At 56.0% G+C, this 26,667-nt stretch carries 24 protein-coding genes and 2 pseudogenes; 8 read left to right on the forward strand and 18 right to left on the reverse strand.

The features are described from left to right. Positions 1–133 precede the first annotated feature (133 nt). Complete coding sequence (locus IFT76_RS11015) at positions 134–1,099, reverse strand: endonuclease (protein ID WP_192058372.1); 966 nt, start codon at positions 1,097–1,099, stop codon at positions 134–136. A gap of 76 nt (positions 1,100–1,175) precedes the next feature. Here IFT76_RS11015 and IFT76_RS11020 point away from each other — a divergent pair. Next, positions 1,176–1,511 (forward strand): annotated as a pseudogene (locus IFT76_RS11020) (IS66 family transposase); the annotation flags it as partial. A gap of 54 nt (positions 1,512–1,565) precedes the next feature. On the opposite strand, the gene chrA reads toward IFT76_RS11020, so the two are convergent. The 3 genes and pseudogenes from chrA to IFT76_RS11035 all read right to left on the reverse strand — a co-directional run. After that, positions 1,566–2,783 carry a chromate efflux transporter gene (gene chrA / locus IFT76_RS11025; RefSeq protein ID WP_192058374.1) on the reverse strand — a complete coding sequence of 406 codons (1,218 nt, stop codon included), beginning with the start codon at positions 2,781–2,783 and terminating at the stop codon, positions 1,566–1,568. Positions 2,784–2,936: 153 nt separating this feature from the next. Continuing rightward, entirely contained in the window at positions 2,937–3,263 is a 327-nt protein-coding gene (locus IFT76_RS11030) for a metallophosphoesterase (RefSeq protein WP_192058376.1), read from the reverse strand. A 29-nt stretch (positions 3,264–3,292) separates the two neighbouring features. Then, positions 3,293–3,628: pseudogene (locus tag IFT76_RS11035) on the reverse strand (inositol monophosphatase family protein); the annotation flags it as partial. 493 nt (positions 3,629–4,121) lie between these two features. Here IFT76_RS11035 and tnpB point away from each other — a divergent pair. After that, positions 4,122–4,457, forward strand: a complete 336-nt coding sequence (gene tnpB, locus IFT76_RS20845) for an IS66 family insertion sequence element accessory protein TnpB (protein ID WP_192058380.1) — start codon at positions 4,122–4,124, stop codon at positions 4,455–4,457. A 61-nt stretch (positions 4,458–4,518) separates the two neighbouring features. Then, positions 4,519–6,045, forward strand: a complete 1,527-nt coding sequence (gene tnpC, locus IFT76_RS11045) for an IS66 family transposase (protein WP_192058382.1) — start codon at positions 4,519–4,521, stop codon at positions 6,043–6,045. Between the two features lie 25 nt (positions 6,046–6,070). On the opposite strand, the gene IFT76_RS11050 is transcribed toward tnpC, so the two are convergent. Next, entirely contained in the window at positions 6,071–7,033 is a 963-nt protein-coding gene (locus IFT76_RS11050) for an arsenic resistance protein (protein ID WP_122797584.1), read from the reverse strand. 91 nt (positions 7,034–7,124) lie between these two features. Here IFT76_RS11050 and IFT76_RS21020 point away from each other — a divergent pair, with 91 nt between their 5' ends. Then, a complete protein-coding gene (locus IFT76_RS21020; RefSeq protein ID WP_080898798.1) occupies positions 7,125–7,559 on the forward strand; it encodes a MerR family transcriptional regulator in 435 nt (144 codons plus the stop codon). A 386-nt stretch (positions 7,560–7,945) separates the two neighbouring features. On the opposite strand, the gene IFT76_RS11060 is transcribed toward IFT76_RS21020, so the two are convergent. From IFT76_RS11060 to IFT76_RS11090, 7 genes are all read right to left on the reverse strand, one after another. Continuing rightward, positions 7,946–10,702, reverse strand: coding sequence for an AAA family ATPase (locus IFT76_RS11060; RefSeq protein WP_192058384.1), 2,757 nt, complete (start codon positions 10,700–10,702; stop codon positions 7,946–7,948). Continuing rightward, positions 10,695–11,264, reverse strand: coding sequence for a hypothetical protein (locus IFT76_RS11065; protein ID WP_192058386.1), 570 nt, complete (start codon positions 11,262–11,264; stop codon positions 10,695–10,697). Before IFT76_RS11065 ends, IFT76_RS11060 begins: the two co-directional genes overlap by 8 nt. Beyond that, a complete protein-coding gene (locus IFT76_RS11070) occupies positions 11,254–13,656 on the reverse strand; it encodes an ABC-three component system protein (protein WP_192058387.1) in 2,403 nt (800 codons plus the stop codon). The genes IFT76_RS11065 and IFT76_RS11070 overlap by 11 nt, the downstream gene beginning before the upstream one ends. Positions 13,657–14,167: 511 nt before the next feature. Next, positions 14,168–15,100, reverse strand: a complete 933-nt coding sequence (locus IFT76_RS11075; protein WP_192058389.1) for a DUF2971 domain-containing protein — start codon at positions 15,098–15,100, stop codon at positions 14,168–14,170. 454 nt (positions 15,101–15,554) lie between these two features. Continuing rightward, positions 15,555–15,890 (reverse strand): hypothetical protein, encoded by a 336-nt coding sequence (locus tag IFT76_RS11080; protein ID WP_192058391.1) that lies wholly within the window; start codon positions 15,888–15,890, stop codon positions 15,555–15,557. Between the two features lie 219 nt (positions 15,891–16,109). Further along, a complete protein-coding gene (locus IFT76_RS11085) occupies positions 16,110–16,457 on the reverse strand; it encodes a hypothetical protein (RefSeq protein ID WP_192058393.1) in 348 nt (115 codons plus the stop codon). A gap of 361 nt (positions 16,458–16,818) precedes the next feature. Continuing rightward, positions 16,819–17,055, reverse strand: a complete 237-nt coding sequence (locus IFT76_RS11090) for a hypothetical protein (RefSeq protein WP_192058395.1) — start codon at positions 17,053–17,055, stop codon at positions 16,819–16,821. 492 nt (positions 17,056–17,547) lie between these two features. Here IFT76_RS11090 and IFT76_RS20850 point away from each other — a divergent pair, with 492 nt between their 5' ends. Continuing rightward, positions 17,548–17,757: a hypothetical protein gene (locus IFT76_RS20850; protein ID WP_244647940.1), complete on the forward strand. Its 210-nt coding sequence runs from the start codon at positions 17,548–17,550 to the stop codon at positions 17,755–17,757. A 15-nt stretch (positions 17,758–17,772) separates the two neighbouring features. Here IFT76_RS20850 and IFT76_RS11095 read toward each other — a convergent pair whose 3' ends face one another. Beyond that, positions 17,773–18,207 carry a hypothetical protein gene (locus IFT76_RS11095; RefSeq protein ID WP_192058397.1) on the reverse strand — a complete coding sequence of 145 codons (435 nt, stop codon included), beginning with the start codon at positions 18,205–18,207 and terminating at the stop codon, positions 17,773–17,775. Between the two features lie 1,311 nt (positions 18,208–19,518). Between IFT76_RS11095 and IFT76_RS11100 the strand changes: the two genes are divergently transcribed. The 3 genes from IFT76_RS11100 (at position 19,519) to IFT76_RS11110 (ending at position 22,623) form a co-directional block, all read left to right on the forward strand. Beyond that, a complete protein-coding gene (locus IFT76_RS11100; RefSeq protein WP_192058399.1) occupies positions 19,519–20,655 on the forward strand; it encodes an acyltransferase family protein in 1,137 nt (378 codons plus the stop codon). A gap of 161 nt (positions 20,656–20,816) precedes the next feature. Beyond that, positions 20,817–21,701, forward strand: coding sequence for a sugar nucleotide-binding protein (locus tag IFT76_RS11105; RefSeq protein ID WP_122475625.1), 885 nt, complete (start codon positions 20,817–20,819; stop codon positions 21,699–21,701). Beyond that, positions 21,694–22,623 (forward strand): NAD-dependent epimerase/dehydratase family protein, encoded by a 930-nt coding sequence (locus IFT76_RS11110; RefSeq protein ID WP_122475623.1) that lies wholly within the window; start codon positions 21,694–21,696, stop codon positions 22,621–22,623. Before IFT76_RS11105 ends, IFT76_RS11110 begins: the two co-directional genes overlap by 8 nt. A 62-nt stretch (positions 22,624–22,685) precedes the next feature. Here the strand turns inward: IFT76_RS11110 and IFT76_RS11115 are convergent, their stop codons facing one another. From IFT76_RS11115 to IFT76_RS11135, 5 genes are all read right to left on the reverse strand, one after another. Beyond that, on the reverse strand, positions 22,686–23,384 hold the full coding sequence (locus IFT76_RS11115; RefSeq protein WP_192058401.1) for an OmpW/AlkL family protein: 699 nt from the start codon (positions 23,382–23,384) through the stop codon (positions 22,686–22,688). Positions 23,385–23,478: 94 nt separating this feature from the next. Then, entirely contained in the window at positions 23,479–23,994 is a 516-nt protein-coding gene (locus IFT76_RS11120; RefSeq protein ID WP_192058403.1) for a DUF3299 domain-containing protein, read from the reverse strand. 11 nt (positions 23,995–24,005) lie between these two features. Beyond that, a complete protein-coding gene (locus IFT76_RS11125) occupies positions 24,006–25,271 on the reverse strand; it encodes an ABC transporter permease (protein ID WP_122475617.1) in 1,266 nt (421 codons plus the stop codon). After that, positions 25,271–25,990: an ABC transporter ATP-binding protein gene (locus IFT76_RS11130; RefSeq protein ID WP_192058405.1), complete on the reverse strand. Its 720-nt coding sequence runs from the start codon at positions 25,988–25,990 to the stop codon at positions 25,271–25,273. Before IFT76_RS11130 ends, IFT76_RS11125 begins: the two co-directional genes overlap by 1 nt. Positions 25,991–25,993: 3 nt before the next feature. Continuing rightward, positions 25,994–26,581 carry a DUF2796 domain-containing protein gene (locus IFT76_RS11135; RefSeq protein WP_192058407.1) on the reverse strand — a complete coding sequence of 196 codons (588 nt, stop codon included), beginning with the start codon at positions 26,579–26,581 and terminating at the stop codon, positions 25,994–25,996. Positions 26,582–26,667: the final 86 nt, after the last annotated feature.

Below are 26,667 nucleotides of genomic sequence, written 5' to 3' on the forward strand. Positions count from 1 at the left end.
GTGGGGTATGGACGCCCGAAGGGCCAAGCCAATGGCTTTCCCCTTGGCTTGGTTTACGACAGCCGTCCCCGCGAGGGGTCTGCACAAACACTCAAGCCGTCATCTTTAAGGACGGCATGGCCACAAGACTTGCCTACCTGCAATTACCTGCCTTTCTAAATCCGGCAGCTTCCGCTTCTGACTCTGACCCGAAAGTGATCTGATTCTTCGTTGCTACTTTGTCATAGCTCGGGCACCCATTCGGTAGGTGATACACATGGCTATTCGTGTTGCCAATAATCACTCCTGTCGAAGCGGTACTGATGACCTCAGGGGCGGACGCTGACTTCGCTACCCTCTGCGGTATCGGATTCACAATCCCATCACCAGCCGGTTTGTACCCCGGCGTCCATGAGCGCTCGCCTGTCACGAATGGATTCGCATGCCCCATGATGGCTGCAATCCGTTTGTTGCGCTCTTGCTCCCAAGGCGTGACTGGATACTGCTTGTCCCAAGCCATAAGCAGCTGTTGCTGCTGTCGCGACATGTTGAGTTGATACCGATCAAACATGTAGAAGGTCGTTCGGGCGACAAGGCCTTTGACCTCGTCACGTGGTTCTGCAGCACGCTGATCGAAGTCAACCTTGGTCTTGCACTGACCGTACTGCGGAGCCACACCCGAAGCCATGCCGTAGTTAAAGTTGCTTCGATCACCGTTCACCTCACCCACAGACGGGTAGAGGTTGAATAGGTCTGCTTCCATGGCGCGAAATACTGGATCGTCGTCGACACAGTGCTTACGACCGCCGTTCTGCCAGCACTGACGCTGATGTCCAAACGTCCATGCTGGAACGATGTGTTCCCATTCAGTGCGCTCTGCGCGAGTCTCCTGTTTCCTGGTCTTGAGTCCGCAGGATTCCGCGTCAATGCGACCTCCAGACTTACCGACCCACGTCCATTTACAGCCGCAGTAGAGTTCGCCCATCACGCTATCAGCTTGGTCAAGGTAGACCTTCTGCTTCGCGACAATCTTTGCTTCGGTAAAGGTGGCAGGAGGGGTAGCAAAGGCTTGAAGGTTGAACGAAAGGAAGATGGCTAGAACGGTAAATAGGTTTTTCATGGGAACGGCAATGACTGAATGAGCAGCGCATTGTACTGACGTCCGTCAGGGATGCCGAAAGCTTATTGCTGTGGCCATGGTGCCCAGCGGATCTGCGACGGCCAAAGCCTTGGATTACAGCCTTAAACGCTGGGTAGCGCTGACGCGCTACCTGGACAATGGGGCTGTGCCAATCGACAACAATCAGGTCGAAAACCAGATTCGACCGTGGGCCCTTGGGCGTTCAAACTGGTTGTTTGCTGGATCGCTACGCAGCGGAAAACGGGCAGCGGCGATCATGAGCTTGATCCAGTCTGCACGCATGAACAGGCATGATCCGTATGCGTATCTCAAAGACGTTCTGACTCGTCTGCCGACGCAGCGGTCGAGCGATATTGCCGAGCTTCTGCCGCATAGATGGACGCCCGTTTAATCACGCACTGTTTTCGGGCTGATGCTTATAGCATCGAGCGCAGATTAGACATGCTCAAAAAACATTGCTTAGCAACCATCCGATCAAGCCACTGCCCAAGACAACCAACCAAGGAGGGGCCTTCCAGAACATTAAGGCAACAAGGGCTATAAGCGCCAACCCGAAGTCTTGGGGTTTTAATATGGCACTCGTCCATACCGGGTTGTACAAGGCCGCCAAGAGAAGCCCGACCACTCCCGCGTTGACTCCTGAAAGCGCCGCTTGGGTGCGAAAGCTATGCCGGAGTTGCTCCCAGAATGGCAACACCCCGATCACGAGGAGGAATGAGGGCGCGAAGATAGCAATGAGGCATACAGATGCGCCCACCCAACCAGAGGGCTGAACGTTCATGGACGCACCGAGGAATGCTGCAAAGGTAAAGAGTGGGCCCGGTACGGCCTGCGCTACGCCATACCCGGCCAGGAAAGTATCATTGGCTACCCAGCCGTTGGGTACCGTTGCCGTCTGAAGTAACGGCAGCACAACGTGCCCCCCTCCGAAGACTAATGAACCGGCTCGGTAAAAGTCGTGCACCATAGATAGCGTTTGAGAAGGCAAAGCCTCCATCAATAATGGAAGGCCAGCCAACAAGCTGAAAAACACCACCAACGAGATCACACCGACTTTCCGGCTGATCGAGATCGGTAAAGATTCCGCAGCTTGACCTTGAGCGGGTTTATGCAGCGTCAAACCGACGACGGCGGCGCAGACGATCACACCAATCTGCCCCATTGGATTGGGCCACAACAGCGCAGCGCAGGCAGAGAACGCGGCGATGGTCACGCGAGGCACATCGGTACAAAGATTGCGGGCCATTCCCCAGACTGCTTGAGCGACGACAGCGACCGCGACAATTTTAAGGCCATGCAATAGACCGCTTGGGAAAGCACTTCCCCAAGTGGACACACCCTTAGCGAACAGAACCAAGATTATAGCCGATGGCAACGTGAAACCTGCCCAAGCAGCGACGGCTCCAGAAAACCCGGCACGCGATAGTCCTAAACCTATGCCAACCTGGCTACTCGCAGGCCCCGGAAGGAATTGGCACAGAGCGACCAAATCGACATAGCTGCGCTCGCTAAGCCATCGGCGCCGAGCAACGAACTCTTCGCGAAAGTACCCCAAGTGCGCAATCGGGCCTCCGAAAGAAGTTAGTCCTAAGCGCAAGAACACCAGAAACACTGACCATGCGGAATCAGCCGTAACCACCCTGGTATTACCTTCTGGTGACAAAACTCGTGCTCCCCACAGTGCCTGATGTAGTTGGATTGCCAAATATCATTCAAGCACAACTCTACTATTCAATCAGCTCATTCGAGGGGTGAGCAAGCTCATTACCTAATGCTGGGCGCCCATTGAATTGCGCAAGGCGTGCTGAGCGGACGCTTACGACTCGTCAGCAATGGTCGACCACCAGCCGGCGCCATGTGCGCTGTAAGGTGCATCTGGGTTTGTGCGATAGGCGTTGATCAACATCTGCTCGTGGTTGCCTTGGACGGTGAGGAACCATGGCTCACCGAGCAGTTTCAGGCCGTCCAGCACCCCTTGGCCCCGGTCAATGAGATCACCGACAGCGATGACTCGGTCGATTGCGCTATCAAAATCCAGAGCCTCCAAGCCTTCGTAAAGCACGATTGTCCTGAAGTGGATGTCGCCTATGACGAAGTCGCGACCAATCTCGTTTGGGGGAAGTCTCAGGACTCTTTCAGTCATGCCTGCAGTATCCTCAACAATAGGCCACCTCCCAGGACTGGCAGGTTGTCGTGGAGCAATCCCACCGATACCGCAGAGCCTTCCAGGCCTTTCAAAAAATCGCTCGTGCCGTCGTTGGGATCGACCACCCAACACCACGGATTCCCCGTGAGTACATGGCCAGTCTCTTCACCCCACCAATCGTAATTCAGTATGGCCAGTAGCTCAACTCGAAGTTGAATCTCAATTTCGACATCGATATCAGCTTTGTCTCCAAAGCCTCGTCGGCCATCTGGGCGGACGCACTCAGCTGCAAGGAGCGCGCCGGCGCGTTCGACGGTGGCGATCACGGCTGGGAGGATCCGCAGGAGGTTTGGGGCGTCCATTGCGGTACCGTCAGGTTTGTGGGTAGTGCGCAGGGAAGGGGCATAGCCTCGATGCATCGTAGCATCTTGGCAAACGCTAGGGAGGCCCGTGGTGAGAGCGGCGGTTCGGGATTGCTGAATAGGGGGACTGCATAGGCACCTACCAACAGTGGGCTACATGAGCGCTGCCTTAGCCGAACAGGATGTTGACCGATTACTGTTGCAGCGGTACAACTGGCAACGGCCGCATCAGTTCAACAAAGGACTAGCGCTTGGGGTTGCTGAAGAGAAACTTAAAGGAGTGTCCGGGATCATTAGACCACTACAAAACTAACAAAGCTCTGGAGCTGCAACCTGCTTTCATTCCTCTACCTTTGCAGCTCGCCGGAGGGCATTCGCAGGCTCCGTCATCGAGCATCTGCGTTGAAATCCAGCATTCGCGTGGCATCATCAAAGTGAATTGGCCGACCGAAAGCGCTGCCGCCTGTGCCTCCTTTCTGCGAGACCTATTGCGGTGATTCGAATCGATGCGATCTGGCTCGCCACCGAACCGATGGACATGCGCGCCGGCACCGAAACGGCGTTAGCCCGGGTCATTGCGGTGTTCGGTGCGGCGCAGCCGCACTGCGCTTATCTGTTCGCCAACCGCCGCGCCAATCGCATGAAAGTGCTGGTGCATGACGGCTTCGGAATATGGCTGGCGGCGCGCCGGTTAAACCAAGGCAAGTTCCACTGGCCTGGCATTCGCCATGGTTCTGAGATGGAACTGGATGCCGAGCAACTTCAAGCATTGGTGCTGGGGCTGCCATGGCAACGCGCAGGTTCTGGAGGCTTGATCATACTGCTTTAACGGCTGCCATTAGCCTATCGGTCTATCGTCGCGAAAAGCCTGCTCTGGCAAAGTCCGGCGTATGACTTCTTCGCCCAATCTCGACCAACTATCTCCCACTCAACTGCGCGTCCTCGCAGCGCAGTTGCTCTCGCAAGTCGACACTATGGGCAAGAAAATCAACCGTGATCAAACAGTCATTGAGAAACTGACCCATGAGATCGCCCAGCTCAAGCGTTTGAAGTTTGCCAAGCGCAGCGAGCAGATGAATCCTGAACAGGCCAGCCTGCTAGATGACCTGATCGATACTGATATCGCGGCGATTGAGGCCGAGCTTCAGGCGTTGCAAATAGCACCAACGGCGACCGAGGAAAAGCAAAAGCCCAAGCGCACGGCATTGCCGGCAGAATTTCCGCGAACGTTGATCCATCACGAACCGGACAACACTCACTGCCCATGCGGCTGCGCCCTCAAGCGCATCGGTGAGGACGTTAGCGAGAAGCTGGACTACACGCCCGGCGTGTTCACCGTCGAGCGCCATGTCCGTGGCAAGTGGGTCTGCGATAACTGCGAAACGCTGATCCAGGCACCGGTTCCGGCGCAGGTCATTGATAAGGGCATCCCGACTTCGGGCCTGCTCGCACAGGTCATGATCGCCAAGTTTGCTGACCATCTGCCGCTTTACCGTCAGGAATCGATCTTCGGTCGAGCGGGCCTGGCGATTCCACGTTCAACCTTGGCTCAATGGGTTGGCGTGACCGGAGTTCAGTTGCAGCCGCTGGTCGATGCGCTGCGCGAAGTAGTGCTTGGGCAACAAGTCATCCACGCAGATGAAACACCGGTGCAGATGCTCATGCCGGGAACAAAGAAAACCCATCGCTCCTATGTGTGGGCCTACGCTACCAGCCAGTTCTCGGATGTGGCAGCGGTGGTTTATGACTTCAGCTCCAGTCGCGCCGGAGAGCATGCTCGCAACTTCCTTCAGGACTGGAAGGGCAAGTTGGTCTGCGACGATTTTGGCGGCTACAAGGCCAGCTTTGAACTCGGCGTGACAGAGATCGGCTGCATGGCCCATACACGGCGCAAGTTCTTCGAACTGCACGCTACGAATAAAAGCACGCTCGCCGAGCAAGCCCTGCGCTATATCCAGTTGTTGTACGAAATCGAAAGAGAAGTCAGAGACCTGGAGCCGGATTTACGGCGCCGAATACGGCAAGAAAAAGCCGTACCGGTGATGGACAGGCTGCATGCCTGGATGATCGCGCAGCGTGATCTTGTGCCCGAAGGTTCGGCCATCAGCAGAGCACTCGATTACAGCCTTAAACGCTGGGCAGCGCTGTCGCGCTACCTCGATGACGGGGCGGTTCCCATTGATAATAATTGGGCGGAGAACCAGATCCGGCCATGGGCTCTTGGGCGCAAGAACTGGCTCTTCGCCGGGTCGCTACGCAGCGGAAAACGGGCTGCGGCGATCATGAGCCTGATCCAGTCAGCGCGGCTGAATGGCCATGATCCGTACGCCTATCTAAAGGATGTTCTCATGCGCCTGCCGACGCAGCGCGCGAGTGAGATTAACAAGCTGCTGCCGCACATGTGGGCGCCTATTTAATCGCGCAGGGTGTCTGCCCTGGCATCTACATTTTGCGCCACACCAAAGCAGGAATTGCTCGGATGTAAATTAGTTCGCTGACCAACTCAATCAGCGTTTGAGTAATGACTGCTGCCGCAGCGAGCCCTCTGATTTCCTCGGGCAAGGCCAATGCCAATGGCAGAACCACTAATGAGTTTCGTGTCGAGCTGCTGAAAGCGACTGATCTTGCCGTGCTGGCCGGTAACTTAAACGCCCGAGCCACCAGCGCACCTACCACTGGTGCCAAGAGCATGAAACCAATGTAGGCGGGAATAACAGGCAGCAGCTTGTCCATGTCTCTGACCACCGTTGAAATCTGAGAGCCGATCACTACGACCAATACAGCCGCCATAGCCGGTACAGGCATCCAGGCCCATGCGTTGTTCCAGCTTTCAACGATGCGTGATCTCTTTGCCCCGGCAGCTGTTGCTACCGCTAAGACCAAAGGCAAAGCGATCAGCATCACAAAGGCCTCAACAAATGGGCCTATAGAAATGACCACTGCTGAGTCGTTACCCAGCATGAAGGTCAGGTACACCGGCAGCAGCACAAGCTGCATCAAAAGAAGCAATGGGGTGGCCGCCAGAGTGAGTTTGGAGTCGCCTTTACCGATGTGGGTAAAAACCACCACATAGTCGATACAAGGCGTCAGCAAGACCAACAGGGCACCCACCAAAATCGCCGGGTGATTGGTTATCCCCATCGTCAATGCCCAAACCAGCAAGGGGATTGCCACGAAGTTGGCTGTGAGCAGCGCCGCCATGAAACGCTTATTTGCGAGGCCATTACGGAGATCCAAGAACGGGATCTGTAGAAACATGGCGTACATCAGCACTGCGATGGTGGGTGTCACCGTCAACCCTAATGCTTCAGACGCATTGGGGGCGAGCAGGCCTCCGAGGGCTGCGACAATGACCGCGATGAAGTAAATGGGAATCTGGTTCGTCTCTAGCTGTTCTCTGTCCACAAAATGCCCTTCAAGCGCGTGAAATTATTTTCAGAAGACAGGTTAATATCTGTAGCTACTACAGGTTCAAGAAAATGCTTGGAGAGTTTGCATGTCAGGAATCGGGGCGCTGTCGAAATCAACGGGTTGCCACATTGAAACGATTCGCTACTACGAGAAAATAGGCCTTCTACCTCCCGCCCTGCGGTCGGCTGGGCGGCATCGAATCTATACTGAAAAGCATCGATCAAGACTCGTCTTCATCCGGCAGAATCGTGAATTGGGTTTCCCGCTCGAAGATATCCGAGAACTCATCGCGCTCGCAGCAGATGCTGATCGTCCGTGCGCTGACGCGCTTTCGGTGGTCAAAAAGCACCTAGCGGAAGTAGAGTCGAAGGTAGCAAAGCTTCAGCAAATCCGGGTAGAGCTGCTCTCAATGGCAAGTATGTGTGAGTCAACATGCCTAGGTTCAAACACTCCAGACTGCACGATTGTTGAGTCACTTTTTGAACCTGCTGCTGGGGTTCGCTCTGGTTGCTGCTCCTAGACGAGTCAAGAGCATAGGGGGAGCAAGCTGCCATCGAAACCGAATAGCGCGATAGCCTCGACAGGGTGTTTCGAGCGTCTGTCTACACCAAACGGGCTGGTACAAGATGTGTTCGGCAGACGCTTACTCGCAATGTGACTTCCCAGGACGCTTACCGAGTTTCAGCGTTTTGCGGCAGGGCTGCACCATTTCACCCATGTGTGTTGCAGTGATCTTTTAGCGGGGTGGCTAGGGGCGCTTTATAGGAGGTCTTGGCTCTGACGGGCTTCCATCCTCATGTCTCCTGCCAAGTGGCCTGCGCGCTCCGCTTGCCTAAAACCCAGGAGGAGTTATTGAACGGCCAGTAGTCATTCCTGCCACTGGCCGTTTCTCACACCTATATCGGGCTATGCTGGTGCAGTTGAGGTATTTCTGGTCACCGTTGCCTTGACACCTGTCCGAGGATTGCCCTCGAGGTGGATAGTATTCAAAAGGTATTCGTCGGGCAGACTGGAAAACTTCTGCGCCAGATGTCTCGCCAGGGTATCGCTAGCTGTAGTCAGGATCAGATTCATGTTATCCATCGAGGTAGCTACGAGCCTGAATATGTCCAGCATGGCTACCCTGTTGAGGTCGTCCAGGTGAGCGATTGGCTCGTCAAGCAGGAAGCTGCCTCCCGTGGACTTAGCCCTGGACAGGTAAAGTGACAGCGCCAAATCCTGCCGCTGTCCTTGGCTCAACTTTTCCTGCGCGGCGAGCGGAGTATCGTTACCTTCCGCAAGCACCATCCAGTTCAGATCGTCTCCAGATACGCTCAGCTTGTGATACACCTCGTTAGCATGCATCCGAGAGAACAGTTCTGTCGCCGGGGTCAAGAGAGGAGACAGGCATGATACAGTCACGTTACGAACATGTTCACCATATCGACTGATAGCTTCGTCCGCAGTAAGGATGTAATTTTGACCTGTTTGCAGTTTTTTGCTCACAGCCGCTTTTTCTTTCTGAAGTTCGCTCAGTTTTCCAGAGTCGTCGTCGACACTCAGCAAGACTTGGCATTCGGTGATTTGCGACTCGTATCCTTCCGCTCTGATGAGCTCTGCCTCTACGCGAGCTAGGGTCGCCGCGTACAGCTCCTTAGAAATTGGATGACCATCATTAACCTGATTCCACTCGGCTTGAAAGTGGCTCACCACTTGAGAAACTGCAGCAATGCTTGCATTGAGTTGATTGGACTCTTGGGCTTTGGCTTGTATGGCGCGAAGTTTTTCGCCCACAGAGCGGGCAAGGTTAGTACGCTGTAATGTTTCCGTGTCCAGTTGGCGCTGGTAGTGCTGCGAATACTGAGCCAGTCTTTGACGCGCCTCCAGCACTCTTGTGATCGCATTAGGAGAGGCTTGAACTTGAAAGAAATCTTCGACCTCTAGCAGTGATCGAGCTACCTTTTTCGTCCCGATAGCAACGATGACGCGACCCCGCAACCCTTCAAAATGAATGACGTCAGAGTCCGCAAAGTCTTCCTTGCCCATGGTGGAGAGGTAGTTTGTTTTTGACTCAATAGCCTTTAATCTTTTGCGCACTGACTCAAGCTGATCGGCGTAATCCGTGGCGGATTTTTGCTGTGAGCGCGCGGTCTTTAATGTGCCGTTCCAAAGATTGTCTGTTTTCTGAGCAGTCTCCAGTTTGGTCTTCGCTGCCTGTATCTCAGGAGTTATTGCCGCGTAGGTGAGGTGCTGGCGCAAGGTTTCAGCATTCCCCCAGTCGTGGCTGCAGAGAGGGCAATGGCCGGTAATCAAATTCTGCGCGGCTTCATGCCCTAACGCTCTCAAGCGATCTACCACATTTGATAGGGCGTCGAATTCAGATTGGGCCTTCTCTCGCTCTCGCTTAGCGTCATTTGCAGATTTTGAGATCTGGACGAGGTCTGCTGGAGGAAGGACAGGGCTGCGCAGCAAATCAGACCTTTGCTTTAGGAGGCTTAGCAGATTGTCTTTGTTGTCGATCAGATACTCTAGGGCGCTCAGCCACCCCTGTTGTCGGCTGTCCTCCCATCTATATTCGACGAACTCGTCCTCCACCGCTTTGAAAAAATTGACGGCGTCATGATTTGTTTGAGCGACGATAGGGTTCTTGGCGACGCTGTCCCATTGCTCAAGGAGGGCAGTTTGCGATTGCGCCCATCCTACGCCCAGCTTCGCTTGGCCGATGCTTACATCGACCTCGGAGAGCTGCCCGGATAATTTGAGGTGCTCCTTGCTCAACGTTTCACTGGTGTCTATGGTTTCTTTGAGCTGCTTTCGGGTAGTTAAGAGCAGTTCCTGACTGGATTCATATCCTGCCCACCCTTCGAGCAGGAGATTTAACACCTCCTTCTGTTGCCTAGTGGCCTGCAGCAATTTGGCGACCTTCAGCTGGGCATTTTTAAAGTCATCCAAAACGTTCCCAGACAGCTGGCTGTCAGGAAATCCAGATAACACTGCGTTCAGCTTCGGAATGGCTTGATCACGCCCTTGCTGACTTTGAGCCAACCTTGCCTCTAGGATTTCGATGTTTGCCAAAACGCTCTTGAGCTTCGTCTCCAAACCTTGAGTCTTGGGTAACTCGTTTCGATACTCCTTCAAGTTGCTGAGCGTGCTAGCGAGATGGCCAAGCCCAAGTATGTCGGCAAATATTTGCTGCCGGGTTGCTGATTCGCTGTTGTCTACAAGAAGGGCTAGGGAGTTTGCGTACAACCATCGGCTGTTGCGCAGCCAATCTCGTCTGGCTTTGCTGGTAGCCTGCGCTGTACCACCCGAGACTGAGGTAGGAGTTAACATCCCGAGCAGGTCAGGATCTTTAATCTGCCTCATCTTCTTGTCGGTTGCGGCTTTGATCCAGGCTTTGCCCTTGATTCGTTCTAGCTCGTACCTGACGCCGTTTATTTCGCATTCAACGTGGACAGCAGTATCACCAGATCCCCACTCGCACGAAAAATCAGTAGTCGTTGGAAGGTCATTCACTTTGTTTGTCAGCAGCCACTCCAACGCATAGCAAATAGTGCTTTTGCCGGTTCCATTTGCAGCGTGGATAATAGTGAGACGTGCGTCGAGAGGAATTTTCAAGACTTTCGGGACGCCCCGAAAATTTCTGATCTCGACCGAGAGGAATTTTATGGCTGAGTTATTCATTCAAATCCCACTTCTTTCCGTGTTGGCGAGCTAGTACCTTTCCGGTTGACCCAGCGATTGCCTGCAGCAAGCTAGTCACACTCTCGTTGTCAGTGTCGAATGCTGAGAATTCGGTCTGCCCTGATGGCGCCGCCAATCCAAGCGGGGTAACGCGCTGACAACGTTGCCAACCACCGGCGTCAGGGTAGACAACATGTTTTCTCACGAATCGTGTGTCTTTTTCGACCTCGTTCATGAAATGCTTCAGCTCATCGGTCATTCCCGAGAGCGCCAGGACTAAGTATCCGTCTACGACTGAACCTTTTTTTTCCAGTCGCAGAAGTCCTGCGTCCAGGAAAGCCTCAGCCTGTCTGGTTTCGGCCCAGACTTCATCTGGCGTAGCGCCTTCAATCCGTACCAGCAGAACCGCCGCAAATTTTGTAGACCAATATTTCACTTGAGTCGGCAATGGTGGGCCAGGCCAGTGAGGGTCGTTATCAAATATCAGGAGCTCTTCCTGGGGCGATGCGAAGCCAGCATCGATAGCTCGCTCATCCAAGAGCTTGATCAGTTCATTGAGCATCTAGAGTTTTCCTGCGAGTGGCAATGTCATCCATGAAGTCCTCGACCGCCATTGTTTCCTCTTCGTCGCAGCACGAGTGAACTTCATCAAGCGGAAATACGTACACTCGATTTACCATGCTGACGTCCGTGAATGACCCCCTTTGATGCGGGGCTGCCGTGATGTCCAGACGTTCTTCGCTTTCATTTTTGAGCTCGCCCAGTTTTTGGTCTTTGATTCTGCCCTCAGCATTGGCAAAAACGACGAGGTGAGGGTGGTTGGCGGTGTCTCTCGCCCACTTGTAAAGCTCTACGGTCATCTGTCTTACTAGGTAGTCGTCGTTTGTCCACGCGAGCACGTTGTATTCACCTTCGCTCGCTGTGCTGAGCTGGAGATGACCTTTCGATCCAGGCTCGGTTATCCATGTGGCGCTGCCGTGTGACTTGAGATAGCTGAGGGCGCAAACCGCCTTCATTACGTATTTTCCAGAGGCGGCGAGGTCTTCCAAGGTGAATGCTTTTTCCGGCGCAACGCCATGACGTGTCTGATACGCAAACGACTGTGAATCTTTCAGCCCTCCTTGCTCGATCAAGTCGTCCAAGATAGCTAGTTGATTCCTTACCTCTGGGATGTAATAGCTTGAGGCTGGGTGTCGATCAAAGAGCTCATGCAATTCGACCGCTGATGGCATCAGGTCGCATGTGATACCCCCTGCCTGCAATCGATGGCCTCTAACACGCTTCAGAGTGATATTCGTATCCCAACTGAGCGTCAGGGTAAGGCTACCGCTTGTACTCCTGCGCATCACGCGGCTGGGGGGCTGCATGGAAGGAGGGCTTGATCGCATGTTTAGATCGGTCTCGGTGGCAGGAAAGATGCCCGTAGCACTGTGAAGCTGCAACTTACAGTTTAGAAGTCGGGCGCTGTTCGCCGACGCTATCGCAACCGGGGAAATCAATCGGCGTGCATGGTAGTCGGCGAGTGATGTCACGACACCCATAAGATCGTCGATGTGCTGGGAGGCCAAAACCAGATTCGGGCGTTTGAATTTGTCCTCGGCTTGACTGGCGATGAGTCTGCGTAATTGAGAGTTTCTGTTCGAGGCTGGATTGACGAAATCATCACCTAACATTGGCCATATGATCACGTCCTTGAAGGCGAGTCGAAGTGAGAAGTTGCCGTGATCAAGAGTTGGATCTTTAGGGGCGGTTTCGACCAGCACATGACAGTTGATCTCACCCTGCGCGTCATTTTTTACCCAGCACCATCCTGCTCTGTATTCTTGAGCCGACGCGGGCTCCCAGAGCGGATCGATCCAAGAGATATTGTCCGCAACCCGCCAAGCGTTGAGTTGCCCCCCCGTCACTGTCCCGCACCCCACTAGAAGTACGAGCGGGCTTGGATACGCTTCTACCAATTCGCTAATTTCAAGCCACTGGGCAGGCGTGGCTGCTGTCGAACCGGCTGTTACAACCACAGGCCTACTGCCAAACACCTCCTTCAGAACTCCGGATTTAGGGTTGAGCATGCCCTGTAAGAATGGCAATAAGTCTTGGCCTTGGATCAGGCATACATTGAGATCATCTCCCTCCCTCAGCTCCCAACTGATGTACTCAGTGCGGATTTTGCTCAGGGACGCCTCATCTCCGGAAGGCAATGTCCCTCCAAGAGAAGCCAGGTAGTCCCGTACGACCTTTAGGGTTTCACCGGCATCCGATTCCAATTTGAAGTATGTATTTCTTACCGAGGGGTACCTACCTACCAGCGCTGATAGGCTGTCCTTTTTTAGAACCCTGGTTTCTAAGGTGGGTATCCGCTGCCACACGATTGCACATAGTTCAGCAGGCGAGAGTTTGTTCAGTGCATCACTGTTCTGAAGGGTCTTGGATTTCTTCAAGACCTTCTCACAGCTCTCTTGGAATGCCGCTAGCCTGTCGTCGAATCGCTGTGTTCCTGCCGCTTGAAGAAACTCAATCGCCTCCGTGGTGACGCCATCTGCAGCTGCAAAGTAATACTTAAACGCTTCACCAATCGGAGGTGCGATCTGGGGGCGGATGTGTGCATACAGGAAGAACTTGCAGGTCTCGTAAATTACAGTGCCCAGATCAAGATTCTTCTTTAGACGCTTGCACTGAATAACTCCGACTGGAACGCCTGCTTTGTGGAGAATGACATCGCGGCCTTGGTCGGCTCCATCGTTGAGGCGACCCACCACGTCGTACCACGTGTCATTGTCGCGCTCGTATTCGGCCCTATAGACGTCTGCAACCAAAAGCTCAAAATGAGCATCACCCATACGTTCGAATGGGAGTTGCCCGCAATCCATAGCGAATAGATCTGGAGCGGTTGTCTTGTCCGCTCTAACCTCCGCTTCCTCCTCAGGGCTGATGAGTGAGATTTCTTCTTCGGCCAATTTCCGCTCCTAGCGTTCAGTGATTGGCATCGAGCTGAGCTCGGCGTTTATCCACAAGGACAGTGGTGGGCAGCTGGCTACGCATATTCTGTTCCGTGTTTGGAAGCCTTGTGCCCCAACGCCCTATTTGAAAGGGTGGAGATGCCAAGCGGCCATCATCATAAATCGTGCAGGAGCCTGAAGATAGCCGCTTAACTCATACGTTCTCCCTATTCCGATAAGCGTCAGTGAACCCAACCGGCTCGAATATCCCTCCCTCGGCTTAAAGCAGATCTAGGCTCAGCTCTTCAAGCTAGTTCGGGCATAGCTCGAAATGCGGGTATCCGCACCCGCAGGGTCAGGATGAGGCATCCTGGGGGATGCAGCTAGGGACTATAGGGCGATGGCTATGAATAGCCTTCACGCAGGGTGAGCTTGCCCGATATTTACCTGCGACTCCTCATAGACCCAGTGGGCTCTCAGGGATAGCAGTGAGCGGTAAATCACTTACCGGATAGATACTAAAACCCGATTATTCCAGTTGGTCAAAACACTCTGCTGCAGAGCGCGCGCGGTGGGGATAAGAGACTGTCAGTTCCTGTTCGTTCAATGCCAATCTTTTGAGTTTAAAGGTTCCATAAATCTCACGCATCTCGTACATTTTAATAGGTTTATCCCGCCCCTCTAATGCTTTGATAACCGTGTGCTTAACCGAGTCTATGCAACGTGTGCCAAAGGTCACGTCAGTTAGTTCAAGTGGTGAGTCTGATAGGCCCCGGCGTCCTATCAATCTCCACTCTTTTTCATAACGCCAGTCTTGAGCTTTACGCAGCAACACCGAAGCATCAACTTCCTTTCGCGCAGCATCATCGGCGTTAAGCATCGCGGCCACTTTGCTTGCGTCAATGAGCCGGCTGCCTCCATAGGCCACTTTATGAAGGTTTTCCTGAGCGTCCAGAGGAACCTCATAACCTATACAAAGACCATGATGCTGGTCACCATAGTGGCTCCACATAAGTGGGCAGGAGTTTCTCGCCGCGAGCGAGAGCACGCCCTTGTCATATGCTTGAATTAGTTCAATCTGTAACTGGTAGGTCAAGAGCTTAATTTGAGGGTTGGGTGAAATGGCAGAATATTCGGGATTGGTCGCATTGTAAGCAATGTCCGCAATGATTCTCTCTGCTTGACGTTTACTATGCCGCTGGATGTGATCTATGGTCTTAGGGCCCCGATACATTATCGCCTTGGCAGCGGCTGTCATCTCAGCAGATATTCTGTTTTCTATTAGCATTCGGAGTGTGTGCTCGAGCTGGTCAACAGGAAGATCTGGGTTAATGCAAGGCTTTGTGTCAAGTGGGTCATTGAATGAAGCAGGATCGGCATAGTAGATCTTGTCCGACACCAGTAAATCGACGGTCAGCGCACTGAATGCTCTGTATTTGTACAGCCGTTTTGGTGCTTCCATTTTGGCATCCTTGGCAAATCGTAAAAAATCTCAAACAGCATAATCTAGTCGTAACGCGCTTACCCCAGCCTGATTTTTCCCGAGTGGCTGATGCGAAGGGCATGAGTTCTGCGGAAGAGGAAAAAACTCGCTCGTACTGGATGGCGTGGAGTGAGACTTTAGGAACTGCGGTTTTGTACAACGCGCGCCACACGAAAGGAAAAGAGCAAACAGCAGGTCTTGAGCTCCAAGAGCGTTATATAAATCGCCAAAATGAGGTGAGTATCCGCTTTGGGCTTGCCCTCTTCGGGCTACGGCTGTCGTGAACCAAACCCGGCTGCGCCAGGTTTTGGCCCTCTGGGCTTCCATCCTCAAGCCTCTGGCCCATCGTGGGTCGGCGCGCTCCGCTTGCTCTCGACGTACGTGTGACAAACGGGTGGCTCAGTCAGCCGCCTAGCCAGGTTAGCTGGGCCGTCTACATCGATTTGACCGATACCACTTCAACATATTTGTACTTCTTCCTGGCAGCCTTCACAGCCTCTTGCTCGGCAAGCAGCGAGCTCAACGTGTCGGCCTCGTGAATCAACTCCTGCATCTTCCCCTCAAATTCGTTCCCGACCCGGAGCGTGACCCTAAGCCTAGGCGTAAACGCTTTCGCCGCTTTCTTCTTTGCTACGGGAGCAGCTACTGGCGTCGTAAAGACAACCTCTGGCACAGGCTCCTCTACTACAGGATCTGACACCTGCTCTTCGGGCTGAGGCGTACCGAACAGGGCACGACGCATTTCTTTTTCAGTTAACTCAGAGTTCATAGAGCATCTCAAAGGGGCGGCACTTAGCTCAACAAATTCTACTAGGATTGTTACTGACCGCCAGTGTTCAACCCACTGTAATCCTCCGGCGCCGGCAGAAGTCGGCCAAAGGCAGTCGTTTGGAAAAGGGAAATAAATCTGCCCCTCTTTCTGTCATTAAGTTCGGTGCATCTCTGCAGGTAAGTGCTATGAAATAACTGAGCTTCATTCAGAGACTGACTAGCTGTTTTTCCATTTGTTTCTCAGACTTTTTATTGAGCTACCCAGAGAGGCTTTTTTGGCTTCAGGCGTCAGTAAGCAAACACAGCCACGAGGCAGACCAAAAACCTTCTCAATAGTTGATTGAATTGTTTTAATGGAAGCATCACTGCGAGCAACCTTGAATCTAGTGCCATTAGGCTTTTTATCCTGCCCAAGCTCTTGGTCGTCATCGTCTGCGCTTATTTCAAGCTCCCATGAAAAAGGCTTGCTACATAACGTTCTACCTGGCTTGCTGATGCGTTGAATCTTAACTGTGTAGCCGTCAAATTCGAGATCATAAACAATGTGATCTTCAACTCTCTTCACATTGCCTGAATTTCATGTCGTCCAGTCAATCGCCTTGGTTGATACTTCGATTGTGCACAACAATGAATATCGACGACCCATCAGCGAATCAGAGAGATCCAGCCTGCTGCGTGCAGATTCGGCAATGATTTCGCCATTGGAATTCATGCACTTTATTTTTGAGTGCGCGGGCCATTGATTCACTGGCTTAAATCTCCATAAATATTCAATTAAGTGACCAGGCAGATTGATCGACAAACGATATTTCGAGGTCTTTCAAGCTTGGAGTGGCTGAAGTTTTAGCTGAGTCCTATCGCCGCAGCGAGAACTACCGATTACGACTCGCCGGCGATACCACTCAGCAATGCGCGCTGCTCACAGGCTAGATCGTTACAGGGTTCCAGCAGAAATCACGAACGACAATGACGTTATTGCCATAAATAATATGGAGGTCATTTTTCTTCATGTGTTTGGCGATGTTTTCCATGACCACATCCGCGAGACGCTCGCGCTCACATACTTTATAAAACTGAGCCCATTTCAGGGTCATGCATTCATTGCCATTTTTACGCATGATTTCGTTAAGCTCTGCGGCGATGCTCTGTGCTGTCTTTGCCATAAAAACTCCTGAAACGACTGCCTTTACAGGTTTTTCCGGGGGAAGGAGCGGGAGTCTTATGGAAATCTTAAAAATAATCAATAGAAATCTTAAGAAAACCTTACAAGATCCTTGCAGATACCTTGTAGAGTCATTGGAAAGCCAAGGTGTGCGTAGTGTTAGCTGCTCGCCCAGCGCCTAAAACGCACGTCATGGAACCCTGACTCAGCGCATCCGGGCAGCACAATAGCCTCGTCCCCCCCTTCGGGTGAAGTTTTGAAACGCTCGGACTCCAGGCACTTGGTCAATTGGAGTGTAATCACGCACGGGTAGTTAGCTCAGTTGGGCTGGCTTGGGCAAGTGGAGCGCGCAGGCGTGTAGGATGGAAGCCCGAAGGGCCGAGACTCAGGCTTTGCCAAGGCTCGGTTCACAACAGCATTTCCCCGCAGGGGCACGCCTGACAACGGGCTATTGAACTGTGGGGAAAACCGACCATGCTACGTGGAGAGTCAGATGGGTATGACGGACGATGACGACACAGTGTATTGCGACGTTCAAATGCCCTTGGCGGAGGGCAGAGAGCTGCTGCAACTGGTGACCACGCTGAGGGAGTCGAATGCCCATCCGACTCTCAACCGGGTCTTTGAGCGCATGCAGTACGAGCTCAGCACCTCAATCGATATCGTCGAGAACCCACCTACGTGGGGGCCTAAGTTCCAATGAGCCGAACTACGCCGCTTACAACCCGAGATCAGCCTCAACCTTTATACCGCGAAGCTTTCTAGGAAGTGCATTCGGTGGGCACCATTCAAGTGCTTTGGAGATGCACAGATGCCAGATCTCAACCTGGATATAAAGAACATCATCAGCCGTGTCCAGAGGCATCAACCCACGCGGCTTCAGCACCTGTTTAACAGCGTTGATGACGCCCCGAGGATAACGACCGCGCCCTTGAACATCAGAAATTGCCGCGTACCGCAAGCAACCAGCGTCACGATAACCATCAGCAACCTTTTTCAGCCGCTTTCGGAGCTCTTTATTGCTCATCCTAGAAGCGACTGTCCACCAGATGAGTTCCACCTCTTCTATATCCATGCCCTCTGGTGGGATGTCACCGTAATCTTCGTACTGCACAAGCGGAACCGGACGAGCCTTTCTGTTTTGTAGGGACATCAAAGCGCTGCGTCCCAGGCATTCATCGCCTCACCCACAGTCGCATACCAGTGGAACTCTCTGTTCTGGAAGGCGCTAGCGACTTGCCTGTTCATATTGCTATCAACCCAAGGCGGAAGACTTTCGGTACCCCCTGAGAACAGGCTAGCTGCCGCGACAACGAATCGACCTGTACTCGCGCGCTGGAGGCAGGTGTAACGCACTGCAGCGCCACTGGTTAGCCGACGCCAAGCCACGACCTCGATGCAGTCCAAGGCACCGTCTGGAGACTCCACGCTGGAACTCGCTTCCTGTTGTGCCACGGGACTGAATGGCCCGCTAGGTACTCTTGGTTTGTGGACAAGATGCTTCAACTGCTCACGTGACGTGACGATCTGTTCGCGAAGCTCTTCTGGATCGATGGACATCCCGCCCTCCGGGGTGACCCTGAGGGTTTTGAGGCTGTTCGCTGCCTGGATGAACCCGCGTTCACGGGCCTTCTCCCGCTCGGGGCGGCGGTCGGGGCAGACGATGCTCCAGAGGCTCGATAGCAGATTCAAGGACGTTTTCCTACCTTCAAGCATTGGGCTATGATCCTGCGATCATACGACACCGTGAAGCGGCGTTCGAATGATCTTGCGGGCTCAATGAGCGTAAGCGGATGGCGAACACAGCTAACTTCCTGGGCACCTGGATAGGCAAGCTGGTCTGTGACGGCTTCGTTGGCTACTAAGCCAGTTTCGAGCTGGGCATTACCGAAATCGGCTGCGTAGAAGCGGGCTTTTTATTGTGAACATCCATTGATGCTTTAATTTCAACGTCGGGGGACGGTCGCTGACGCTGTTTAGCGCAAAACTGATTTGTAAAGTCTTGGACTGATTTCAGCGCCTAATCGACTAAAAATTTACAAAAAACGCTACGTTTTTATTTGCGTTTCGGACTTTATAGTTGCAAGAGCCCTGTTCTGCGGTGGTTTCACTCACTCACGCGATAAGATTATAGTGCTTTATGGTATGCATTACCGTTTTAGAGTATAGCTGCACTGCCCGTATGACCTGAAAAAGCCCCGCTGCCACCCGGCACCGGGGCTTTTTGCCGCTCGCCAAAAAGCAGGCGAGGGTGCTGCTTCGAACAGGCCTTGCAAAGCGGCTTTGACGCCAGTTTTTCAGCTGTTTTCACAGCGGCAAAATATAAATATATGCATCGCGTATTACCTTGCCCTGGCCCCGCCGCTTCACTAAGATTTTTCCAACTTCGCGGCCCTGTTGCCCACGCTTCGTTACCTGGAGCGCACTGCCTGCAGCCGATACACCCTTCGAACGGAATCACGTCATGGCTTCAGGTCAACGCTTTCACGCGCTCGACAGTCTTCGCGGTATCTGCGCGTTGGCCGTTGTGCTGTATCACCTGCACGTGGTCGGCAGTGTGACGGAGCTGGCGTTCTTTCGCAGTGCCGATTTGTTCGTGGATTTCTTCTTCGTGCTCAGCGGCTTCGTGATCACCCATGCCTACGGCGCGCGGCACGATCTGGACTTGCGGCGGTTCTTCATTCTGCGCACTTTTCGGCTGGCTCCCTTGCATGTCTGTTTGCTGGGCGTGTTCATCGTCTTCGAGTTCGTGAAGTGGGCCGCCGCGCAGCAAGGGGTCAACTTCAACAAGGAGCCGTTCACCGGTATGTATGCGCCTTCGCAGATCGTGCCCAACTTGCTGTTGATCCAGGCGTGGACGCCGTGGACGGAAAACATGTCGTTCAACTATCCCTCCTGGAGCATCAGCATCGAGTACTACATGTATTTGATTTTCGCCGCGGTGGTGCTGTGCACGTCGGCGCGTCGTCGGGTGCTGGCCTGGGCAGGCATCGTCATGGGTGCTGCGGCGTTGTTGTACAGCGGGGCAGGGCCGTTCACCGCGCTGGCCTACAAGGGGCTGGCGTGCTTCTTCGCCGGGGCGCTGTGCTACAAGGCCTTCGAGGCACTGCGCCGACGCGTGCAGCCGGGGTTCGCAATGGCTTCGCTGCTTGAAGTCGTGGCGGGCGGATCTATTGTCTGGGTGCTCAGCAGTGACGAGCCGAACAAGGCCATGCTGGCCAGCGCTCTGTTCTGCCTGACGGTGACCTTGTATGCGTTCGATGCCGGGGTCGTTTCCAACGTGCTGAAGACGCGTGTGTTCGAGCTGCTGGGGCGACTTTCTTACTCGATCTACCTGACCCATGTGATCATTTTGAGTGTGTTGATCCTGCTCTTCATGGTGTTGGAGAAGAAGACCGGCTTGCCGCTGGCGCCGGTGTTCGGAGATTTCCGTTATCTGGACAGCGGTTATCCGTGGCTGAACAATCTGCTCGTGGGCCTGGTATTGCTGGCCGTGATCGGGGTTTCCTTCATCACCTACCACCTGATCGAGGTCAACGGGCAGAAGCTGGGGCGTCGTTTACTGGGGCAACGATTGCCTGCGCAGGCTGTGCCGGGCTGAGGCTGCGGGGCTGTCACTAACCCCTCTTTTTGATAGCGCGTGACGTCGGCGTCAGAAAAACGCAAAATGGCTGTTCGATTCGAGTGCGGGCGAAGGTTTTGTCGTCGACTACGCGCCTGCGGTTAATCTGAACTGCCAATTTGAACGGACCTGCTGACTCTATGCGAATGCGCCTTATGCTGTTGGGCGGTGGGAATGCCCTAGGACAAGCGCTGATTCGCCTCGGAGCGGAAGAGGGCATCGGCTTCCTGGCCCCGCGGCCGCCGGAAAACGGTTGGGACGGGGCGAGCCTCACCGACCTGCTCGATGAAACCCGCCCCGATGCGCTGATCAATCTGGCGTACTACTTCGACTGGTTTCAGGCCGATGCAGTGAGCCAGGCGCGCCTGGACCAACAAGAAATCGCGGTAGAGCGCCTGGCCGAACGCTGCCAGCAGCACCAGATCGTGCTGTTGCAGCCTTCCAGCTATCGTGTGTTCGATGGCTCGCGGGCCACTGCCTACAGCGAAAAGGATGAGCCGGTGCCCCTTGGCCTGCGCGGTCAGGCGCTGTGGCGCATCGAGCAGAGCGTGCGCGCGGCCTGCCCACGGCACGTGCTGTTGCGGTTCGGCTGGCTGCTGGACGACAGCGCCGACGGCGTGCTGGGGCGCTACCTGCAGCGCGCCGAGCTGCCGCAACCGCTGCCGCTGGCCGATGACCGGCGCGGCAATCCGACCCCGGTGGATGATGCCGCGCGGGTGATCCTCTCGGTGCTCAAGCAGCTGGACTGCGAAGCGCCGCTGTGGGGCACCTACCACTATGCCGGCAACGAGGCGACCACTGCCTTGGCCCTTGGCCAGGCGATCATCAGCGAAGCCAGGACGATGCACGCACTGGCGATCGATGCGCCCACCGCGCAGGCCCACGCCGCGCGGCCCGATGCCGGGGAAGAACCGCAGCACGCCGTGCTGGCCTGCAAGAAAATCCTGCACACCTTCGGTATCAAGCCGCGCGCCTGGCGTTCGGGGCTGCCGAGCCTTCTGGACAGATACTACCGACATGGCTGATACACCCATTCTGATCACCGGCGGTGCCGGTTTCATTGGCTCCCATCTGGTCGATGCGTTGCTGGCCGAAGGTCACTCGGTGCGGGTGCTCGACGACTTGTCCACAGGCAAGCGCAGCAACCTGCCGATGGAAAACCCCAGGCTGGAGCTGATCGAAGGCGATGTCGCCGACGCACGCCTGTTGGCACAGGTGGTAGGCGGCTGCAAAGCGGTGGTGCACCTGGCCGCGGTCGCTTCGGTGCAGGCTTCCGTGGACGATCCGGTGAAGACTCACCAGAGCAACTTCATCGGCACCTTGAACCTGTGCGAAGCGATGCGTCTGGCGGGGGTCAAGCGTGTGCTGTTCGCTTCCAGTGCCGCGGTGTATGGCAACAATGGCGAAGGTGAGGCGGTCGGCGAGAACACACCCAAGGCACCTTTGACGCCCTATGCATCGGACAAGCTGGCCAGTGAGTACTATCTGGACTTCTACCGCCGCGAGCATGGGCTGGAGCCGGTGGTGTTTCGCTTCTTCAATATCTACGGGCCGAGGCAGGATCCTTCCTCGCCGTATTCGGGCGTCATCAGTATTTTCAGCGAGCGCGCCCAGCGTGGGCAGCCGATCAGCCTGTTCGGCGATGGCGAACAGACCCGCGACTTCTTCTATGTCGGTGACCTGGTGACCTTGCTGATGCAGGGGTTGCAGCAGGCCACCGTGCAACCGGGGCCGGTGAACGTAGGGTTGAACCAGGCGACGTCGCTCAATCAGCTGCTGGCGGGGCTGGGCGCAGTGCTGGGCGGTTTGCCGGCGGTGAGCCACGGCCCGGCGCGTGCGGGCGATATCCGTCACTCGCGCGCCGATAACGCCTTGCTGCTGGAACGCTTCGAACTGGGCCCGGTGACGCCGCTGGAAGAAGGGTTGCGGCGCCTCCTGGCACCGTAACCGCCCACTGTCGCCAGCCCGTTGCCGCACCGATGGGGCAGGGCTGGCGGCAGGATCGTTGCCTAGAACTTGTAGCCCACACCCACCATGTACACCCACGGATCGACTTCCAGGTCGACTTTGGTGCGGCCGACGCCTAGCGCCGTGGGGCCGTCGACGCTGGCCTTGGTGTCGATGTCGACGTACCAGACCGACGCATTGAGCATCATGTGCTCGCCCAACATGTAGTCGAAACCCAATTGCCCGGCAATGCCCACCGAGTCCTGGATCTTCAGGTTGTCGAAGCCCTGCTGCTTGCGCGCGCCACTTAGGTCTTCGTCGTAGAACAGGGTGTAGTTGATGCCGACGCCGGCGTACGGCTGGAAGCGCGACGTTGGCGCCAATGGGTAGTACTGCAATGACAGGGTGGGAGGCAGTTGCTTGACGTCTGCCAGCTTGCCGTCGAGCCCGCCGATACCGGTGGCGGCGCTGATTCCGCGCACGCCTACGGTGTGCTGGAATGGAGTGGCCGCCAGCAGCTCGATGCCGACGTGGTCGGTGAGCATGTAGGCTAAGGCCAGGCCCAGCTGCGTGTCGCTGTCGAGGGTGGCTTTGGTGCCTGCGATCTTGGCGCCGTCCAGCTTGAGCTGGCCGCTGTCTTCATTGGGCGCGGTGGTGGCGGCGCCGGCGCGAATGATCATGTCGCCGGCCTGGTGGGCCTGGGCCGGTGAGGTTGCCAGCGCCAGGGCAATCAGTGAGGCGCCGAGCAAGGACTTGTTCATGGGGGCTCCATTGGGGAATGCGAAGGACATTCGCCCAATGGTAGTCAGTGCGTCGCTACGGTTTTTTGATCTGGCTCAATGAAAAGTCATTGGCTCAGTCGGGAAGTTCGTAGGCATAGATCTTCGCCGCGGCCATCTGGTAGCCGGCCTGGGCCAGGTCGCTGGTGCTGGCCTTGACCTGCATCGGTCCCTCGATCCAGTAGGGCTGGTAGAGCTCCTCGACCTTGACCCCGACGGCGCTGGTGACGTGCACGATCTGGTTGGACGGCGGCGGTGGTACATGGATGCAGGCGCCAAAATAGGGCACCAGGAGAAACTCGGTGGTTCGACCGGCCTCGTTGACCTCCAGCGGCACGATGTAGCCGGGGATGCGCAGCTGCTGGCCGTCCAGTGCCTGGACCACGGGTGCATCGGGCGCCTGCTGGTGGACGGCAGGCGCTGCTTCGGCCAAGGTCGTGCCGATGTTCGCCAGATCGTGCATTGGCGTCATCTGCGGGGTCAGCTTGGGCGCATCTGGCGGGATAAGCGCCTCCCAGCTGACTTCCTTGAGATCGGCTGCGGACAGCGACATGCTGGTCAGCAGCAACAGGGCCATTACCGCGCGCAACATAGGTGAAATCCTCACAGGTGGATCGACAGGCCGTCTGCCAGAGATTGCCGGTAGGCGCGCCAGGCCGGGATCGCGCCCATGACCACTGCGGCTGCGAGGATGATCCCCAGCAGCGACCACTCATAGGCGCTGGGCAGGCTCAGCGGCAGATACAGGCCGTAGTTGGACTGCACGTAGCCCTGCGCGCAGGCAATGCCCAGGTACAACAATGCCATGCCCGCGAGGATTCCGACCAGTGCCAGGGCGAAGGCTTCGAGAATCAGCAGGCCGGCGATGTGCCAGGGACGAGCGCCGACCGAGCGCAGGATGGCCATCTCGCGACGGCGTTCGTTGAGGCTGGTGACGATGGCCGTGAGCATGCCGATCAGGCCGGTCAGCACGACGAATACGGAGATCACGAACAACGCCTGTTCTGCAGTGCCCATCAGGCTCCACAGCTCCTGCAGGGCCACGCCGGGCAGGATCGCCATCAACGGTTCGCCGCGAAAGTCGTTGATGTCGCGTTGCAGGGCGAAGGTGGCGATCTTGCTGTTCAGGCCGACCATGAACGCGGTGATGGCGCTGGGTGTGAGGTCCATGTTGCGCGCCTGGTCGGCGCTGATGCGTCCGGCGCCGCGCGCCGGGACGCCATTCTTCCAGTCGACATGGATCGCTTCCATGCCGCCCAGGCTGATGTGCAGCGTGCGATCGACCGGCGTACCGGTGCGGGCGAGGATGCCGACGACGGTGAACGGCTTGTCGTCGTGCTTGACCAGGCTGATTGCCGCCACGCCGTGGGCCAGCACCAGTTTGTCGCCGAGCTTGTAATGCAGGGCATCGGCGACCTGCGCGCCAAGCACCACCTCGAACGGGTCGGTCTGGAAGGCACGGCCCTGGACCACCTGCAGCGACTGTCGGCGGCCGTACTGATAGTGTTCGAAATAGCTCTGGTTGGTGCCCATGACCCGGTAGCCGCGGTGCGAGTCACCCAGCGAGATGGGGATGGCCCACTTGACCTGAGGGTTGTTGGCGTAATGCTCGAAACTGTCCCAGCGGATGTTGTTGGTGGCGTTGCCGATGCGGAACACCGAGTAAAGCAGCAGGTTGACCGAGCCGGAGCGGGCGCCGACGATCAGGTCGGTACCGCTGACCGTGCTGGCGAAGCTGGCACGGGCTTCGTGGCGCACACGTTCCACGGCCAGCAGCAGGCACACCGACAGGGCAATGGCGAAGGCGGTCAGGAACGCGGTGAAGCGGCGGTTGGCCAGGCTGGCCAGGGCAAGACGAAGCAGGTACATCAAGACACCTCGGGTGAGGCAGGGCGTGCTGCGTGATTGAGTTCGGCCAGGGACAGGTGGCGGTCGAACAGAGGCGCCAGGCTTTGATCGTGACTGACGAACAGCAGGCTCGAGCCAGCGGCGCGACATTCGGCGAACAGCAGTTGGATGAAGGCTTCACGGGCGTCGCTGTCCAACGCCGAGGTCGGCTCGTCGGCGATCACCAGTTCGGGCTGGCCGATCAGCGCGCGCGCAGCCGCCACGCGTTGCTGCTGACCGATGGAGAGGGTGTCGGCACGGCGTTGGAGCAGGGCCGGATCGGTCAGGCCAAGGTGTGCCAGCAGTTGCGTGGCCGCCTGGGCAACACTGCCATGGCGCTGCACGGCGCGAGCGGTGCGGCGGCGGGAGAAGCGGCAGGGCAGCTCCACGTTCTCACGCACCGACAGGAACGGCAGCAGGTTGAATTGCTGGAAGATGTAGCCCGTGTGTTCGACGCGAAACCGGTCACGGGCGGCAAAGCTCAACTCGCTCAGGTTCTGCCCGAGCAAGTGAACGCTGCCACGCTGCGGCGTGTGCACGCCGCCGAGCAGGCCCAGCAGGGTGGTCTTGCCACTGCCGCTGGGGCCCTTCAGGAACAGGGTTTCCCCACGCTCCAGACGGAACGCGGGAATGTCCAGCAACATCGCTTGGCAAGGCCAGGCAAAGCCCAGTTCGGCCAGCTCGATCAATGCATCGCTCATGGGTCAGAATTTCAGGCTGCTTTGCTTGGGGGTGAGGTCCGTACCCTGCTGGCCGGACGGGCCGATCAGTTGTACCTGAATTTTCTGGGTGGCGGGGAAGGTGCTGAACAAGCGCGCCAGGTCCAGGTGTTCCAGGGCCTGTGGCGACGCGCAGGTGAAGTGGTAGTGCGCATGAATCTCGCTGTGCTCGTGGTGATGCTCTTCACCTTGCTTGGTTTCTGCGGCGTCGTGCTCGTGGGCAGGCTTGTCGCCGAACAACGGGCTTTCCAGCTTCTGCTCGGCGACTTTGCAGTTGGCTGCGGCGGGCAGGCCGAACAGGGCCAGGGGTTGCTCGAGGGTCTTGCGTGCCGCGGCGACCTTGGCCTTGTCGGCATCGCTGCTGGCGGCATGCTCGAAGCCCACCAGGTTCATGGCCGGGCTTTGCAGTTCCAGTTCGAGGGATTGGCCATCCAGGGCGGCGTCCAATCGTGCCACGCCGTGTTCGTGGGCGCCGAGGCTGCCGTGCTCATGCTCATGCTCGTGGCCCTCCTCGTGGGCATGGGCGACGAAGGGCAGCAGAGCGAAGGGCAGGGCAAGCATGAGACGGCGCATTGGGGAATCTCGTGAGCGATATGGAAACGCAATGTTATAACAAATTTACATTGGGTTGCCATGTGTCTGTAAAGATTCATGTTCGG

Source organism: Pseudomonas sp. CFBP 13727 (assembly GCF_014841915.1).
GTDB lineage: Bacteria > Pseudomonadota > Gammaproteobacteria > Pseudomonadales > Pseudomonadaceae > Aquipseudomonas > Aquipseudomonas baltica.